General features: G+C 38.6%; 14 protein-coding genes. 12 read left to right on the top strand and 2 right to left on the bottom strand.

The features are described from left to right. The first annotated feature begins 209 nt into the window (after positions 1 to 209). From BXY82_RS05475 to BXY82_RS05460, 4 genes are all read left to right on the top strand, one after another. On the top strand, positions 210 to 2,960 hold the full coding sequence (locus BXY82_RS05475; RefSeq protein WP_133757151.1) for a TonB-dependent receptor: 2,751 nt from the start codon (positions 210 to 212) through the stop codon (positions 2,958 to 2,960). 11 nt (positions 2,961 to 2,971) lie between these two features. Beyond that, positions 2,972 to 4,588, top strand: a complete 1,617-nt coding sequence (locus BXY82_RS05470; RefSeq protein WP_133757150.1) for an SGNH/GDSL hydrolase family protein — start codon at positions 2,972 to 2,974, stop codon at positions 4,586 to 4,588. Positions 4,589 to 4,779: 191 nt separating this feature from the next. Continuing rightward, complete coding sequence (gene atpD / locus BXY82_RS05465; RefSeq protein ID WP_133757149.1) at positions 4,780 to 6,288, top strand: F0F1 ATP synthase subunit beta; 1,509 nt, start codon at positions 4,780 to 4,782, stop codon at positions 6,286 to 6,288. A 76-nt stretch (positions 6,289 to 6,364) separates the two neighbouring features. After that, a complete protein-coding gene (locus BXY82_RS05460) occupies positions 6,365 to 6,640 on the top strand; it encodes a F0F1 ATP synthase subunit epsilon (protein WP_133757148.1) in 276 nt (91 codons plus the stop codon). Positions 6,641 to 6,697: 57 nt separating this feature from the next. On the opposite strand, the gene BXY82_RS05455 is transcribed toward BXY82_RS05460, so the two are convergent. Then, entirely contained in the window at positions 6,698 to 8,485 is a 1,788-nt protein-coding gene (locus BXY82_RS05455) for a M61 family metallopeptidase (RefSeq protein WP_133757147.1), read from the bottom strand. A 77-nt stretch (positions 8,486 to 8,562) separates the two neighbouring features. On the opposite strand from BXY82_RS05455, the gene BXY82_RS05450 reads away from it, so the two are divergent. The 8 genes from BXY82_RS05450 (at position 8,563) to BXY82_RS05415 (ending at position 16,082) form a co-directional block, all read left to right on the top strand. Then, a complete protein-coding gene (locus tag BXY82_RS05450; protein ID WP_243835690.1) occupies positions 8,563 to 9,729 on the top strand; it encodes an aminotransferase class I/II-fold pyridoxal phosphate-dependent enzyme in 1,167 nt (388 codons plus the stop codon). After that, positions 9,726 to 10,142 carry a putative signal transducing protein gene (locus tag BXY82_RS05445; protein WP_133757146.1) on the top strand — a complete coding sequence of 139 codons (417 nt, stop codon included), beginning with the start codon at positions 9,726 to 9,728 and terminating at the stop codon, positions 10,140 to 10,142. The genes BXY82_RS05450 and BXY82_RS05445 overlap by 4 nt, the downstream gene beginning before the upstream one ends. Then, entirely contained in the window at positions 10,139 to 10,747 is a 609-nt protein-coding gene (gene bioD / locus BXY82_RS05440; RefSeq protein WP_133757145.1) for a dethiobiotin synthase, read from the top strand. Before BXY82_RS05445 ends, bioD begins: the two co-directional genes overlap by 4 nt. A 78-nt stretch (positions 10,748 to 10,825) precedes the next feature. Next, on the top strand, positions 10,826 to 12,091 hold the full coding sequence (gene bioA, locus BXY82_RS05435) for an adenosylmethionine--8-amino-7-oxononanoate transaminase (RefSeq protein ID WP_133757144.1): 1,266 nt from the start codon (positions 10,826 to 10,828) through the stop codon (positions 12,089 to 12,091). A gap of 83 nt (positions 12,092 to 12,174) precedes the next feature. Further along, a complete protein-coding gene (locus BXY82_RS05430) occupies positions 12,175 to 13,350 on the top strand; it encodes a beta-ketoacyl synthase N-terminal-like domain-containing protein (protein ID WP_133757143.1) in 1,176 nt (391 codons plus the stop codon). Between the two features lie 97 nt (positions 13,351 to 13,447). Next, positions 13,448 to 14,542, top strand: a complete 1,095-nt coding sequence (gene bioB / locus BXY82_RS05425; protein ID WP_133757142.1) for a biotin synthase BioB — start codon at positions 13,448 to 13,450, stop codon at positions 14,540 to 14,542. A gap of 122 nt (positions 14,543 to 14,664) precedes the next feature. Then, on the top strand, positions 14,665 to 15,528 hold the full coding sequence (locus tag BXY82_RS05420; RefSeq protein ID WP_133757141.1) for a cupin-like domain-containing protein: 864 nt from the start codon (positions 14,665 to 14,667) through the stop codon (positions 15,526 to 15,528). Between the two features lie 59 nt (positions 15,529 to 15,587). Beyond that, positions 15,588 to 16,082, top strand: coding sequence for a DUF6646 family protein (locus tag BXY82_RS05415; RefSeq protein WP_317128563.1), 495 nt, complete (start codon positions 15,588 to 15,590; stop codon positions 16,080 to 16,082). Positions 16,083 to 16,224: 142 nt separating this feature from the next. On the opposite strand, the gene BXY82_RS05410 is transcribed toward BXY82_RS05415, so the two are convergent. After that, the gene (locus BXY82_RS05410) at positions 16,225 to 16,695 is read right to left on the bottom strand and encodes a regulatory protein RecX (RefSeq protein ID WP_133757140.1); all 471 of its coding nucleotides are present in this window, start codon (positions 16,693 to 16,695) and stop codon (positions 16,225 to 16,227) included. Between the last annotated feature and the right edge of the window lie 80 nt (positions 16,696 to 16,775).

The raw sequence follows: 16,775 nt of genomic DNA, 5'->3' as shown, positions 1-16,775 counted from the left end.
AACAGCGATTGCTGTTTTTACAATAAATAACCTTTAATAAGGCCAAAAACTAATAAATCTTAGTTGTTGGCCTTTTTTTTAGCGAATATTTTATAAAAATCATGGATCTGTTAACAAAAAATACTATGCATGCATAATTATTTAAAAAAAACAATTCAAAGTTTCATTTTATTATTTATATTGGTAACCAAATTAACTAATTCCCAAAAATGAAAACAATTCTTAAGATTATGATGCTGTTCTGCGTTGCCCTTACGTATTCGCAGACCACAGTAACTGGTAAAATAACTGATACCAACGGTCAACCGTTACCAGGAGCCAATATCATTGTTGTTGGCACAAGCACTGGAGCTATATCAGATTTTGATGGTAACTACACACTAAACGCACCTCAAACACCTCCTTTTTCAATTCAGGTCAGTAGTGTAGGGTTTGATACTGTAACTAAAGAGGTTACTGCCACTACACAAACTATAGATTTTCAATTGACAGAAGGGACTTCCTTAGACGAGGTGGTTATATCTGCTTCTAGAACGCCAGAACGAGTCTTTGAATCGCCAGTAACTGTTGAACGATTCGGTCTTAAAGAAATAAAAAACACAGCTTCTGCAGGCTTCTATGACGGCCTAGAAAACCTAAAGGGTGTAGATGTAAACACCAATAGTTTAACCTTTAAATCAGTTAACACAAGAGGGTTCGCCACCTTTGCCAACACGCGTTTTATGCAATTGGTAGACGGCATGGACAACTCTTCTCCTGCTCTTAACTTTCCTATCGGAAATTTAGTTGGGATGAATGAAACTGATGTCTTAAGTGTTGAGTTATTGCCAGGTGCTGCATCTGCCTTATATGGTGCGAATGCTTTTAATGGAATTCTTTTTATGAGAAGTAAAAATCCTTTCGATTTTCAGGGTATCAGCGGCTACCACAAACAAGGCATCACTTCTCAAGATGCAAGTGGCGATAACACATACAGAGATTCTGGGATAAGAATGGCCTATAAGTTTACTGACCATTTTGCGGCTAAAGTCAATTTTGGTTGGTTAAAAGGAACGGATTGGACTGCCAACAATTACGCTGGCAAACCAGGTTCAGGAGATACAAGAGCGAGTATTGGTTACGATGGTTACAACATTTATGGAGATGAGGTATCTACAAATATTAGAGCTGCTTCTGGCGGACTAGGTGTTATTCCTGACGTAGTTGTTAGTCGTACAGGTTACGAAGAACGTCATCTAACAGATTATAATGCGGAAAGTATTAAAGCAGACTGGGGATTATATTTCAGACCTTGGGCCAACGATTTTGAAATTCAATATGTTGGTAAAGTTGGTACAGGATCTACAATTTATCAGGGCACAAACCGATATGCTATTGATAATTTTACACAGCAACAACATAAGATTGAGGTAAGAAATGATAACTTTTTTGTTAGAGGGTATGTAGTATCAGATAACGCTGGAGATTCTTATGATATGGTGTTTACAGGTATTAACATTAACCGTGCCTGGAAACCAGACACACAATGGTTTGGAGAGTATATTCAAACCTATGCAGGGGCCACATTTAATGGCGCAACTGATGCACAAGCACATGCTGCAGCACGAGCAGTAGCAGAAACAGGACGTTACGAACCAGGTTCTCCTGAGTTTAAAGACGCTTTCGACAGAATTATCACAAATCCTGATTTCTCTCAAGGTTCTCAGTTTAAAGATCAATCAAAATACACTCACGCTGACGGTAATTACAACTTTAGCCACTTATGGGATGTTATAGATATTCAAGTTGGTGGGTCTTATAGAAAATATGAATTGAATTCTTCTGGCACAATTTATACAGATTATGACGGTTCTATCCCTTATTCAGAATTTGGAGTCTATACCCAATTGCAAAAAAACTTTGACTTAGGCGAGGAAATGAAATTAAAAATGACGGCATCTGCTCGTTATGACAAATCAGAATTTTTTGACGGATTTTTATCTCCAAGACTTTCCGCAGGTTTAACGGTTAATCCAAACCATAATATTAGAGCATCTGTTCAAACAGGGTTTAGAAATCCAACTACCCAAGATTTATTTATTGGTTTAGACGCAGGTCGTGCTGTTTTAGTAGGTTCAGCACCTTCTAACTTAGACAGATATTCTCGTACTTATAATATCAGTGCTGCGGGTCAATCAGGTTTCGGTCAGCCAGCTCAGGTTACTCAAACAGGTGGTGCCGCCTATACCAATTCATATTTGGCGTCTTCAGTAACAGCATTTGCACAATCTGAAAATCCTGCCGATTTACAAATTGGAAATTCAGCGTTGGTAACTCCTGAGAAAATTACTACTGCAGAAGTTGGTTATAGAGGTAAACTTGGAAAAGTTATCGTAGACATGAGTGTTTACTATAACAAATACCAAGATTTTATTTCAGGTGAAGTTGTTGTTGCTCCGTTTTACGGTACTGCAGGCGATAATGGGTTGTCCATTGCTGCTATTGCCAATGGCGATTATAAAGTGTACCAAACTTATACCAACTCTAAAGCTGATGTGAATTCTTATGGAGGATCAATCGGTATCAACACTAAAATCTTTGGCGATTTTGATTTGGGTGGAAGTTACACCTATACAAAACAAGATTTTGATCAAGCCGCATTCCCAGATTTTAAAACAAGTTTTAATACACCTGAACACAAAGCAAAAATTAATTTTGGAAACACCAATTTATTTAAAAACTTCGGATTTAATACCGCTTGGAGATGGAGTGATGATTACTTCTGGCAAGCCACATTTGGTGATGGTGCAATACCTGCCTATCACTCATTGGATGCACAAATAAACTATACTGTGCCATCTATAAAATCGACATTTAAAGCAGGTGCTACTAATGTTCTTGGTGAGGAATACTTTACGGCAATTGGTACCGGTTCTATAGGATCAATGTATTACATCTCCTGGACTATCAATAACTTATAAAAAATAATACAATGAAAAATATAAAATATTTACTGCTGTCTGCTATTTTAGTAGGATTTACAGCGTGTAGTGAAGATGATTATGATTACAACCCAGCCCCTGAACCCCTTCCAGCACTCACGGCAGGATCTGCAGATTTTTCAAACTATGTAGCTGTAGGCGCTTCATTTTCAGCAGGGTATACAGATAACGCACTCTTTATTAAAGCACAGGAAAACTCATTCCCTAACATCTTAAGCAAACAGTTTGCAAATGTTGGTGGTGGTTCTTTTACTCAGCCCTTAATGAAAGATAATATTGGTGGATTTGTAATGGGTACAACGGTTGTTGTTCCCCCAAGATTATACTTAGATTTATCAGGTGCAAGACCTGCTCCAAAATTGCTAAATGCTACGCCAACAACTCAAATTACAGAAGTTTTAGCGGGACCTTTTAACAATTACGGGATACCAGGTGCTAAAAGTTTTCATTTGGGAATACCAGGTTATGGTTCTTTAAATCCTTATTTCGGCCGTATGGCATCAAGTCCTACAGCGTCAGTTTTAGGTGATGCTGTTGCCAAAGCTCCAACCTTCTTTACACTTTCAGAAATTGGTGGAAATGATGTTTTAGCCTATGCCACTTCTGGCGGAACTGGGGTTTATCAATTAGGCAATTTAGATCCTAGAACCTATGGTTCTAATGACATTACTGATCCTAATGTATTTGCGGCTTCTTTTAAAGGTGCTGTAGATGCACTTACTAGCAATGGTGCCAAAGGAGCAGTGGCTAATGTACCTTACATTACCAACCTAGCACATTTTACAACGGTACCAGCTAAAGCACTAGACCCAACAAATCCCGCTTTTGGTCCTCAAATACCAATGTTGAACAATATTTTCGGGGCTTTAAACCTAATTTTCGCACAGGTGGATCCAAGTAGACAAATTGTTTTTTCTACAACAGCTGCTAGTGCTGTAGTTATTCACGATGAAAGCTTAACAAATATTGCGCCTGTAATTGAAGGCGCCCTAAATGCTAGCCCAACATTCCCAGCCTTTATTGCTCAATTTGGTTTACCGGCCGAAGCTGCACCATTAGTTGCTAAGTTGTTAGCAAACACTTATGGTCAATCAAGACAAGCTACTTCCAATGATTTATTAGTATTGCCAAGCATGAATGCTATTGGCACCGTTAATATGGCATCTGTACAAGCTTTAATGGGCCAAGGCTTACCTCAAGCATTAGCTGGGCAGTTTTCTGTGGAAGGTGTCACCTTACCACTAGAAGATAAGTGGGTACTAATACCGAGCGAACAAGAAAATATCAAAGCTGCTACAGACGCCTATAATCAAACTATTGCAGCTATCGCAGCCGACAAAAATTTAGCTCTGGTTGATTTTAAAACTATCTTACAAACCGCCTCAACAGTAGGATTGCACGATGGCGATTTCATCTTCAATACCAATTTGGTAACTGGTGGATTGATTAGTTTGGATGGTGTGCATTTAACCTCAAGAGGCTATGCACTTATGGCAAATGAATTTTTAAAAGCCATTGATGCTCAGTACGGCTCTAATTTTATTGCTGCTGGCGTGAAGGCCAACGCTGGGGATTACCCAACGAACTATAACAAAGACCTTAGATAAATTAATCTAAATTTACAATCTTAAAACACCTTTCTAAAGAAGGTGTTTTTTTATGCTTAAAAAAGCGAATAAAAGGAGTTTATAATTAGTTAAAAAACTATATCTTTGCAGCGCGAAAAACAAACTACCCAACTCGTTTGGGTAAAAACATTTTAGCAAAATATTTCAATTCAACATTAAACATATAAGTAATGTCAAAAGTTACAGGTAAAGTTGCACAAATCGTTGGTCCAGTTATCGACGTAGCCTTTAAAGCGGGTTCAAGCCTTCCAAAAATCTATGATTCTTTAGAAATTAAAAGACCTGACGGTTCTTTATTGGTACTAGAAGTTCAATCACATATTGGTGAGGATACTGTACGTACCATCGCTATGGATTCTTCTGATGGACTCAGCAGAGGAACTGAAGTTGTAGCAACAGGCGCTCCTATTCAAATGCCAATTGGCGAAGATGTTTACGGACGTTTGTTTAATGTTATTGGAGATGCTATTGATGGATTGGGCGATTTGCCTAAAGCTGGCGATGCTGGTTTACCAATCCACAGACAAGCACCTAAATTTGAAGATTTATCAACTTCAACTGAAGTTTTATTCACAGGTATCAAAGTAATTGATTTGATCGAGCCTTACGCAAAAGGTGGTAAAATTGGATTATTTGGTGGTGCAGGTGTTGGTAAGACTGTATTAATTCAGGAGTTGATTAACAATATTGCAAAAGGTCACGGTGGACTTTCCGTATTTGCTGGAGTTGGAGAAAGAACTCGTGAAGGAAATGACCTTTTGAGAGAGATGTTAGAGTCAGGAATTATCAAGTATGGTGATGACTTTATGCACTCAATGGAAGAAGGCGGATGGGATTTATCTAAAGTTGATAAATCTGTCATGAAAGATTCTAAAGCAACTTTCGTATTCGGACAAATGAACGAACCACCTGGAGCACGTGCTCGTGTGGCCTTATCAGGTTTGACTATTGCAGAATATTTCCGTGATGGTGCTGGTGACGCTCAAGGTAAAGACGTACTTTTCTTCGTTGACAACATTTTCCGTTTTACACAAGCTGGTTCTGAGGTATCTGCATTATTAGGTCGTATGCCTTCTGCGGTAGGTTACCAACCAACATTGGCAACTGAGATGGGTGCCATGCAAGAGCGTATTACTTCAACAAAAAGAGGTTCTATTACATCTGTACAAGCGGTTTACGTACCTGCGGATGATTTAACAGATCCTGCGCCGGCAACAACGTTTGCCCACTTAGATGCTACAACAGTATTGTCTCGTAAAATTGCTGAGTTAGGTATTTATCCTGCGGTAGATCCATTAGATTCTACGTCACGTATCTTAACTGCTGACATTTTAGGACATGAGCATTATGCTTGTGCACAGCGTGTAAAAGAGTTACTACAACGCTACAAAGAATTACAAGATATTATTGCCATTCTTGGTATGGAAGAACTTTCTGAGGAAGATAAAATGGCTGTAGGACGTGCAAGACGTGTACAACGTTTCTTATCTCAACCATTCCACGTTGCTGAGCAATTTACAGGTATCCCAGGAGTATTGGTAGATATTAAAGAAACGATCAAAGGTTTCAACATGATTATGGACGGTGAGCTAGATCACTTACCAGAAGCTGCATTCAACCTTAAAGGAACTATTGAAGAAGCAATCGAGTCTGGTGAGAAAATGCTTGCTGAAGCTTAATAATAAGTAGGCAGTCTACAGTTTTCAGTTTTCAAGGACTGCAGACAGTTGATTGCGCACTGCAAACCAAAAAACTATGTATTTAGAAATTGTATCCCCAGAGGCATCCTTAGTTAGCGGTAACGTTGATAGTGTTACTGTACCAGGCATAGAAGGTGAGTTTCAAATGTTGAATAATCACGCCGCCATAGTATCAATTCTTGGCAAAGGTAAAGTGAAGTTTAAAGGTAATGCAACCATTGCTGCCGGACAGGAAAAAAACTTTTCGCAAGAAGATGGTCAGTGGGTAATGCACATAAATAGTGGCACTGTAGAAATGAAAGATAATAATGTAATTGTGTTAGTGGACTAACCTTTACATTTTTTACTAGATAAAAAAAATCACGCTTTTCAGCGTGATTTTTTTGTTTTATACCTTAGATGCCAACCAACTCGCTTGCCTCTCTTTTAGCTTTTTAGTAAACGCTTTCAAATTTGCATCCATCAACTTCATGTTATAAGAGGTCCCGATACCAATAGTTAATTCTAATTCCTTTTGATTCCCGTACCGTTCAACAACCACAGACACCTTTTCACCAATTTTAAAGCCATTTAAAACTGAATTGACACCTGCATTCCCATCAAGTTCTATACCTCCTATTTTGAGTAGCTTATCCCCTTTCTGGAATCCTGCGCTATAAGAAGCTGATCCAATCTTTGGGTTGCTCACCAATACCTGGTTTCTAACCATCGTCCCAAACTCAATATCGTTTTTAGTTTCTAAGATCACGCCAACATTTTTAAGGAGTCGTTCAAAATCTGGCATACCACTTTTATAAATGTAATTCCCGAAGTAGTCGTCAGCAAATTGCTTTCCAGCAAATTTCACTAAACTTTCATGTAAATCATTCACCGTGTAACCAACCTCAGATTTCCCATATGTATTCCAAACCAAAGTCATAAACTGATCTAAGGTCAAATTTTGTTCTCTCAAGGATAAATCCAGCGCCAATCCTAACATGCTCCCATAAGAATAATAAGAAATAAACGTGTTTTCTCTATTGGTTTCATCCACTGATTTGGCAGCATCCACAAAAGGGGCTTGGTAGCTCATTTCAATCGGATTGAAAAATTGTCTTCCTGGAGAGGTCCATACATAGTTAAACGTTCTTACCAATCCGTCAATGTAATCTTCCCGACTCATGATTCCTGATCTCACCAACGATAAATCATCATAATAACTAGTAAATCCTTCGGCAAACCACAATTCGCCACTCATATTAGCTTGTGAAAAATCAAAAGGTTCTAACGATTTTGGACGAATACGCTCCACATTCCAACAGTGGAAAAATTCATGCGCTACCGTCCCAATATTACCTTCCATTCCGCCTTGCGACAAACTTCTTGAACTTGGGATAGCCGTCGAATTTCGATGCTCCATTCCATCACCAGTCGCATTTGGCATATAGCAGGCTAAAAATAGATACTCGCCGTAATCAAAACTTGGTAATTCTCCAAATACCATCATTTGTTCCAATACGACCTTACTGACCTTTTCAAAATAAGTGTCTACTTCATCCTCCGAAGCGGCGTCATCATGCATTACCAACATTATTTTTTGACCTTTCACATCAAAAGAACGCTCTCTAAAATTCGCAATTTCTACAGGACTATCCATAAAATACTGAAGGTTTGGCGCGTAATACGTGTTGTTTTGTTGGTGTTTTAACTGGGTGGCAATCTTCCAATTTAAATCTTCACGAACCTTGAAGGTCACTTCCATTTCTTGATCTTCTAGCTCAGGCACGTACATAAACGTCGCAGGTATATTCAAATGTGCATGAGTTTCATCAACTTGCGCATATGTCCCGTCGCCATGGTTTGCAAACAACGTGTAACTCACGTGTATAGTGCCATCATGATCATTTACTTCCCAAGAGTATGGATCTGGGCGTGTTGCTTTAAGCTCCTTTCCTTTACCATTGGTAACCTTAACATTGTATACGTTTTTCGCAAATTCATGCAAAGCGTAGCGTCCAGGTGATGAACGACTCATCCGAAACGTTGCCGTCTCAGATTTTAAATTGCTAAATGTTGCTTGAATGTTAGCTTCATGATGAACAGCTTTCTTAAATGAGATAGTGTATTTTGAAGAAATTTGGGCTTGTAAAACGAATGAAGCCATAAAAAATAACAGACAGATACTACTACGAATCATAATTTTTAAATTTTGATTCTCAAATATACACTGTTTTATATTCCTTAGTTAACTCATAGAGGAGTAAAAACCATTAAATGACTTCGTATCTTTACGCTATGATTCCTAAAAAACTTCAATACAAATTAGAGGCCCGAAAAGCGGACAATACCTTTCGGAAATTGCGCCAACCTCATCAATTAGTCGATTTTGCCTCAAATGACTATTTAGGATTTTCTATGTCTAAAGATATTTTTGATCATACCCATCATTATTTGGAGGAAGCTTTTATCTTCCAAAACGGCTCTCGCGGGTCGCGCTTATTAACAGGTAACCACGAATTATACAATGATGTTGAGGCCTTAATCTGCAAAACGCATAATTGCGAAAGTGCCTTGATTTTTAATTCTGGTTATGATGCCAACCTCGGATTTTTCTCAAGTGTTCCCCAACGTGGCGATGTGGTTTTTTATGATGAATATATTCATGCGTCCATCCGGGATGGAATTAAAATGGGCCATGCCCAAGCCTATAAATTTAAACATAATGACCTTGACGATTTAAAGCAGAAATGTCAGTTTCAGCGCGAAAGGATTTCTAAAGATTCAGAAGTTTATATTGCAACAGAATCGGTGTTTTCTATGGATGGCGATACGCCAGATTTGATAGCAATGGCTGAATTTTGTAAAATACATCATTTCAAGGTGATTGTTGATGAAGCGCACGCCGTAGGTGTATTTGGTGAAAACGGGATTGGCCTGACACATAGTTTAGGAATTGATGCTGCAATATTTGCAAGAATCATTACATTCGGAAAAGCCCTCGGTTGCCATGGGGCCGCAATTTTAGGATCACAGCAACTTACCAATTATCTCGTTAATTTTTCTAGACCCTTTATTTACACCACTGCCCTTCCGCCCCATTCTTTAATGACCATTAAGTCAGCCTATAAAGAGTTGCGACAAACCCACGCTATAGAAAAGCTGCACGATAACATCAACTATTTCAAGGAAAAAACAACGGAACACCAACTACAAGAACGCTTTATTTCGAGTGAATCTGCAATTCAATGTTGCATCATCCCCGGAAATGATAGCGTTAAGCAAGTTTCGCGACACTTTTATGCACATGGTTTTGATGTAAAACCAATCGTTTTTCCTACGGTGCCTAAAGGTCAGGAACGTCTGCGCTTTTGTATCCATTCCTATAATACCGAAGAGGAAATCTCAAAAGTGTTAGCGCTTTTGGCAACATTTATAAAATGAAAAATGAAACATTTACTACTGTTGCGGTATTTCAATATTCGTCAGAAGCCCAAATCGTTAAAGGCAGATTGGAATCGGATGGGATTGAAGTTTTTTTGGCCGATAACCTCACTATAGATACGGACCCACTGGTGAGCAATGCTATTGGCGGGGTTAAGTTAAAAGTCCTTTCTACGCAAGTAGCTGAAGCCAAAGAGATACTGAATTCAATTCAGCCATATGCCATTGACGATGAAGGCAATGCTTTGAATTGTCCTAATTGCAAGAGCACGCATATCGAATTATTCTCCACAATTAAAGACATAAAATCCTTTTTCTGGTTTATTTTTGGATTCCTATTTTCATCACTTCCATTTTATACTAAGCATAAGTACAAATGTGAAGTGTGTGCAACCGAATTTGACATGATATGAAAACATACTTCGTAACTGGAATTTCAACCGATGTTGGTAAAACCATCGCCTCAGCAATTTTGGTAGAAGCCCTTAACGCTGACTACTGGAAACCCATCCAAGCGGGAGATTTAAATAATACAGACATTCATAAAGTGCAGCGTTTAGTGACCAATAAAAAATCAAAATTTCACGACAGTAGTTATCTGTTGAACACGCCTATGAGTCCGCATGCAGCGGCCGAAATTGACGGCGTTACGATATCTTCTAAAACCATAAAAGCACCAAAAACCAAAAAAAATTTGGTCATAGAAGGCGCTGGTGGCTTATTGGTTCCGATTAATGATTCTGAAACTATTCTCGATTTGATTAAACCCGAATATAAGGTGATTGTTGTATCAAGACATTATCTGGGAAGTATTAACCACACGCTTTTAACGGTCAATCTTTTACAATCGAAAGGTTTTGATGTGGCACTAATTTATAGCGGTAAAGCACATGCATCAACAGAAGCTATCATCGAAAAAATGACTCAAGTCCCAATCATTGGACGCATCGATGAAGAGCCTTATTTTGATAAAAATGTAGTGCTGGAATACGCTGAAAAATTTAAAGAGACGTTATAATATTTCGCAGTATTACCTGTGAAGTTCATCAATTAATTGCATTGAGACTGTGCTCAATGCAACAAATACCGTATAAAAATGACCCTAAAAGAACGCGATAAAAAACACCTTTGGCACCCCTTAACGCAACACAAATTGCACCCAGACACCATTGCCCTTGTTAAAGGCAAAGATTGTACACTTACGGATGAGGATGGCAACACTTATATTGATGCCATTGCCTCTTGGTATACGTGTATGTATGGGCATTGCAACTCATTTGTTACTGATCGTGTTGCAGCTCAGATGCAGCAGTTGGATCAGGTGGTTTTTAGCGGATTTACACATGAACCGGCAATCAAGCTTTCTGAGGCCTTGATTTCAATTCTTCCAGAAAATCAAAACAAACTCTTTTTTAGTGATAACGGATCAACCAGTGTTGAAATCGGCATTAAAATGGCGCTGCAATACCATTTTAATAGGGGTGAAAAACGCAATATTCTTCTCGCTTTTGAAGATGGTTTTCACGGCGACACCTTTGGTGCCATGAGCGTTTCTAGCTTATCTGTGTATAACGGTCCATTTGAAGATTATTTTTTGGAGGTCAAGAGAATTCCTACTCCTAATGGCGAAAACCATAAAGCAATTTTAAATATTCTAGAAAAATTAGTACTCGAGCATGACATTGCAGGATTTGTTTATGAACCTTTAGTGCAAGGGGCGGCGGCAATGAAGATGCATAACGCGGAGGGTTTAGACCAGATTTTAAAATTTTGTAAAGCCCATCAGATTATTACAGTTGCAGATGAAGTTATGACAGGGTTTGGAAAAACCGGGAAAAATTTTGCATCGGACTATATGGACACGAAGCCTGACATCATCTGTATGAGTAAAGCGCTCACGGCAGGCTTATTGCCTATGGCCATCACCTCGTGTTCCCAAGCGGTGTACGATGCGTTTTATAGTGATGATATGAGCAAAGGCTTATTTCACGGTCACACCTATTCGGCAAATCCGTTGGCCTGTACTGCGGCTTTGGCGGGGATAGAATTATTAAAATCGGAAACCATAAGACAAAACATCCAGAGGATTAGTGCATCTCACCAAGGTTTTAATGAGCGTATTAAAGAGCATCCAAAGGTAAAATCAACACGTCAAATAGGTGTTATTTTTGCGCTTGACCTAAATATTGAAATGGAACGCTATGGCAATTTACGCGATAGAATTTTCAAGTTCTTTATGGACAATGGCGTATTTTTAAGACCTTTAGGGAGCACCATTTACATTCAAGCGCCTTATGTTATTACGGAAAGTGAATTGGAAAAAGTATATCAAACCATTGAAAACGCCCTGGAAATTCTCTAAAATTTTTAATCACATAAGGAAATAACATAGCGTTTCCTATTGCAGCGCTCGCGATAGTTTTATTTTTGCTTAAATTTTAAGTTTTGCTACAACCCGTTTCTATCACTGCCATTAGTTCTATTTCCCCACTAGGCGAGACTACAGCTGATATTTGGAAGAATTATCAAAATAACAACCATTGTCTTTCTGAAAAATTATTTGGAGACATTAAAGCGATGGTGGGTCAGTTACCTTCTGCGGTAAAATTGACTATTAAATCTTTACAAACCTCCGATTCGCACTTTAAGAATTTAGATCCATCGGTTTTGTATGCGATTTACACGTCGCGAAAAGCAGTCGCTGAAGCTGGTTGGACTTCCAAAGATAATTTCGGAATCAATATTGGTTCATCGCGCGGTGCAACGGCATTATTTGAGAAATACCACGAAGACTTTCTTAATCGTGGGCGCGCTCAAACATTGAGTTCACCCACGACCACATTAGGCAACATTTCCTCTTGGGTAGCGCACGATTTGCAAACGCAAGGACCAGAAATAAGTCATTCCATCACCTGTTCTACAGCGCTACATGCCTTATTAAATGGTGTGGCCTGGATCAATTCTGGAATGTGCGATAAGTTTTTGGTTGGTGGTAGTGAAGCGCCTTTAACCCCGTTCACGGTTGCCCAAATGCAAGCGTTGAAAATTTATGCACCCCTCACACCACATTCTCAACAGCAAAATTATCAGTGTCGTTCTCTAGATCTTAGCAAAAAAAAGAATTCAATGGTGCTTGGAGAAGCCGCAGCTATGGGATGTTTAGAACGCGGTATTTCCAAAAACGCATTGGCCATTATTATTGGCGTGGGTTATGCCACAGAAATTTTGGAACATAATGTATCCGTATCTTCCGACGCCCAATGTTTTCAACGTTCTATGACGATGGCTCTCGGGGCACTCAATCCTGACGAGGTGGACATCATCGTTACCCATACGCCCGGGACCATAAAAGGCGATTCCTCTGAAGTAAATGCTATTAAAGCTGTGTTCGCCAATAATACTCCCGCATTAACTAGCAACAAATGGAAAATTGGCCATAGTCTTGGTGCTTCGGGTATCTTAAGCTTAGAAATGGCAGTACTCATGTTGCAACACCAACACTTTATTAATGTGCCTTTTATAAAAGCGCAAACGCCCAAACGTATTAAAAACATTATGGTAAATGCAGTTGGATTTGGTGGAAATGCGGTCTCCATTTTAATCTCAAAACAGGCTGTGTAACCGTTATTTAGATGCTTGATAAAAATTTTATGGCTTGATTGAAGAATTCTTTAAATTTAAATAAGTTATTTTTACCTCATCATTGAAATTGATTAACATGACCAACATAAGACATAACTGGACAAAAGAAGAAATCCTCAATATTTATAATAAACCTTTTATGGAGTTGCTTTATGAAGCAGCAACAGTGCATAGGCAGCATCACGACCCGAACACGGTGCAGGTGTCTACCTTGCTTTCCATAAAAACGGGAGGTTGCCCTGAAGACTGCGGCTATTGTCCGCAAGCGGCACGATACCATACAAATGTTGAAGGCAATGATTTGATGAGCGTTCAGCAAGTAAAAGCGCAAGCCTTACGTGCCAAATCTACAGGAAGTTCTCGTGTATGTATGGGAGCAGCTTGGCGAAATGTAAAGGACGGTGAGGAATTTGATCAAGTTTTGGAGATGGTACGTACCATCAACAAATTGGAGATGGAAGTATGTTGTACCTTGGGAATGATTACTGAAAATCAGGCACAACGATTGGCTGAAGCCGGACTGTATGCGTATAATCACAACTTAGATTCGTCTGAAGAATATTATAAAGAAGTCATCTCAACCCGTGGGTATGAAGACCGTTTGCAAACCATAGACAACGTGCGTAAAACGAATGTGACGGTGTGTAGCGGCGGAATTATAGGGATGGGAGAAAAAATTGAAGATCGTGCAGGAATGCTGGTGGCCTTATCTACTTTAAATCCGCAACCAGAATCTGTACCTATCAATGCTTTGGTTGCCGTAGAAGGCACACCGTTAGCAGATGAAAAACCAGTTGAAATCTGGGATATGATCCGCATGGTAGCTACTGCGAGAATTGTGATGCCAGAAACACAAGTACGATTAAGTGCAGGCCGCACCCAAATGAGTAGAGAAGGACAAGCCATGTGTTTCTTTGCTGGAGCGAATTCAATTTTTGCAGGCGATAAACTGCTAACTACGCCTAATCCTGACGTCAATGAAGACATGAAAATGTTTGAAGCATTAGGCCTTAATCCGCAAAAGCCATTTACTAAAAAGGTGCAACCACAAACGGTTGAAGCAGCAGAATCAAAATTTCAAGCGTTAGGAGAAAAGCCTAAATGGTCGCGTCCAGATCACAAAATTGAACGTAATGAGATTGCCAAACAGCAATCGAAGGTTTTAAAATAGAACATATTTGTGATGCTATAGTTTTAATAGGTCTTTATAAGGCGGTAAAGCGTTTTTTTTTAACACTCCTTTTGAATCGTTTTGTAACGATTTCTTAACTTTGCAGCCTAAACCTTAGAATTTTGGAATTAGACCTTCAAGACATTCCTCGTGTAAAAAACATTACTAAGGAAGACTTCATAAAACATTATTTTAAACCTCAAAAACCTGTTGTTATTGAGCGCTTCATTGAAGATTGGCCGGCTTATAAAAAGTGGAATTTAGACTACATCAAATCTGTTGCTGGAGATAAAACGGTTCCTCTATATGATGACCGTCCAGTACACCACGAAGATGGTTTTAATGAGCCACACGCCAAAATGAAAATGGCTGATTACATCAATCTTTTAAAGCGTGAACCCACTAAGTTTAGAATTTTCCTATGGAATGTTTTAAAGGAAGTTCCGCAGCTACAAAAAGATTACTCATACCCTGATTTTGGTTTAAAACTCATGAAAGGACTGCCGATGTTGTTTTTTGGTGGAGAGAACTCGCACACCTTTATGCATTATGATATTGATTTGGCCAATATTTTCCATTTTCATTTTAACGGCAAAAAACTGTGCATTCTCTTTGATCAAAATCAAAATAAATACCTTTATAAAATTCCGCATTCCCTCATTACAAGAGAAGACATCGATTTTTCGAACCCAGATTTAGAACAATGGCCAGCCCTTAAAAAAGCAAAAGGATATAGAACAGAATTAAATCATGGCGAGGTGCTCTATATGCCTGAGGGGTATTGGCATTATATGAAATACCTTACTCCTGGATTTTCTATGAGTCTACGCGCTATTGCAAGACGTCCCAAAAATTTAGGAAAGGCTATTTACAATATCATTATTATGCGGCATTTTGACACTATGATGCGAAAGTTAAAAGGTCAAAAATGGATTGATTGGAAAAATAATAAAGCTTTTACCAATACTCAGAAGAGTTTGGGTTAATATGAATTGCATATTAAAAAACATAACTATATTTACGCCATCTTAATACAAAACATTTTATGATGAGAAAACTGATTATACTTATAAGCATTTTAAGCGTTTCGTTTGCAAATGCACAAGCTTTTAAAGGGAATACTGATAATAAATTACAAATTGGTGCAAATTTACAAGATGCAGCAACAGGAATTAATGTTAGTTTTGATTATGGCTTGGGCGAAAACATTTCAGTTGGTGTAGTTGGCGCATATTCTCTAGACGTTTTGGAAGCATTGGATGCCAGCTTCGGTGATCGTTTTGATCTTAAAGGCCGTTTTAATGCTCACTTAGGAAGCATTCTAGCTTTTGATGACAATTTTGATCTTTACCCAGGTTTAAACATTAGCATGAAGAATTTTGGCGGCCATGTGGGTGCGCGTTATTTTTTCTCTGAAGGCTTTGGTGTTTTTGCAGAAACAGTTTTTCCATTAGCAAAATATGATAGTAACATTACTAATCCAGCACACCTGATCCACAACCAATTTGTGGTGAATTTAGGTGCAACATTTAGCTTGTAGAACATATATTTTATTAATTAAAACTGCATTAGTCTTTCGAGTAATGCAGTTTTTTTATGCAACAATGCCAAATCCCCACTCCTCAAACCTCAAACCTCAAACCTCAAACCTCAAACCTCACTCCTCACTCCTCACTCCCCCATCAAAACAGCGCATTCACCTTATCATACACCAAGTGAATCTCCCAACCGCGATAAAACAGATAATCTGCAAGTTTTTTCTTTTTCTTTAGTGGATTGGTTTCTCTAATGGTTTCCGCTTTCTTTTCTGCTAGCGCATGAAAGGTCTCCAAATATTCTTGATCGCTAATAGTGTTAAGTGCCATTATTATTAAGGTTTTACCTATATCCTTTTGTTTAAGTTCGCGTTTTAAGCGTTGCTTTCCCCACTTTTTTATTCTGAATTTTCCGCTGACAAAAGCTTTGGCGTAACGTTCTTCATTTAAATAATTGTCCTGCAATAATTGAACGACAATATGGTCTACAGCTTCGGGAATCATACGCATTGTATAAAGCTTCTGTATGACCTCCTTATGGCAACGTTCCTGATAACTACAATAGCGTTCCATCTTTTTATATGCTTCTTCTACTGTATAAGTTTTTTGTGATTGCATATGCAAAAATATGCAAGATTTTGTTAATAACATTAAATACATAACCCTCTGACTGTTAGTGGTTTTGAATTATCTTTATT

The sequence above is a fragment of the Gelidibacter sediminis genome (genome assembly GCF_004364975.1).
Lineage (GTDB): Bacteria > Bacteroidota > Bacteroidia > Flavobacteriales > Flavobacteriaceae > Gelidibacter > Gelidibacter sediminis.
Note: the sequence above shows the minus strand (reverse complement) of the source record. Positions and strands in the feature narration are given on the sequence as shown.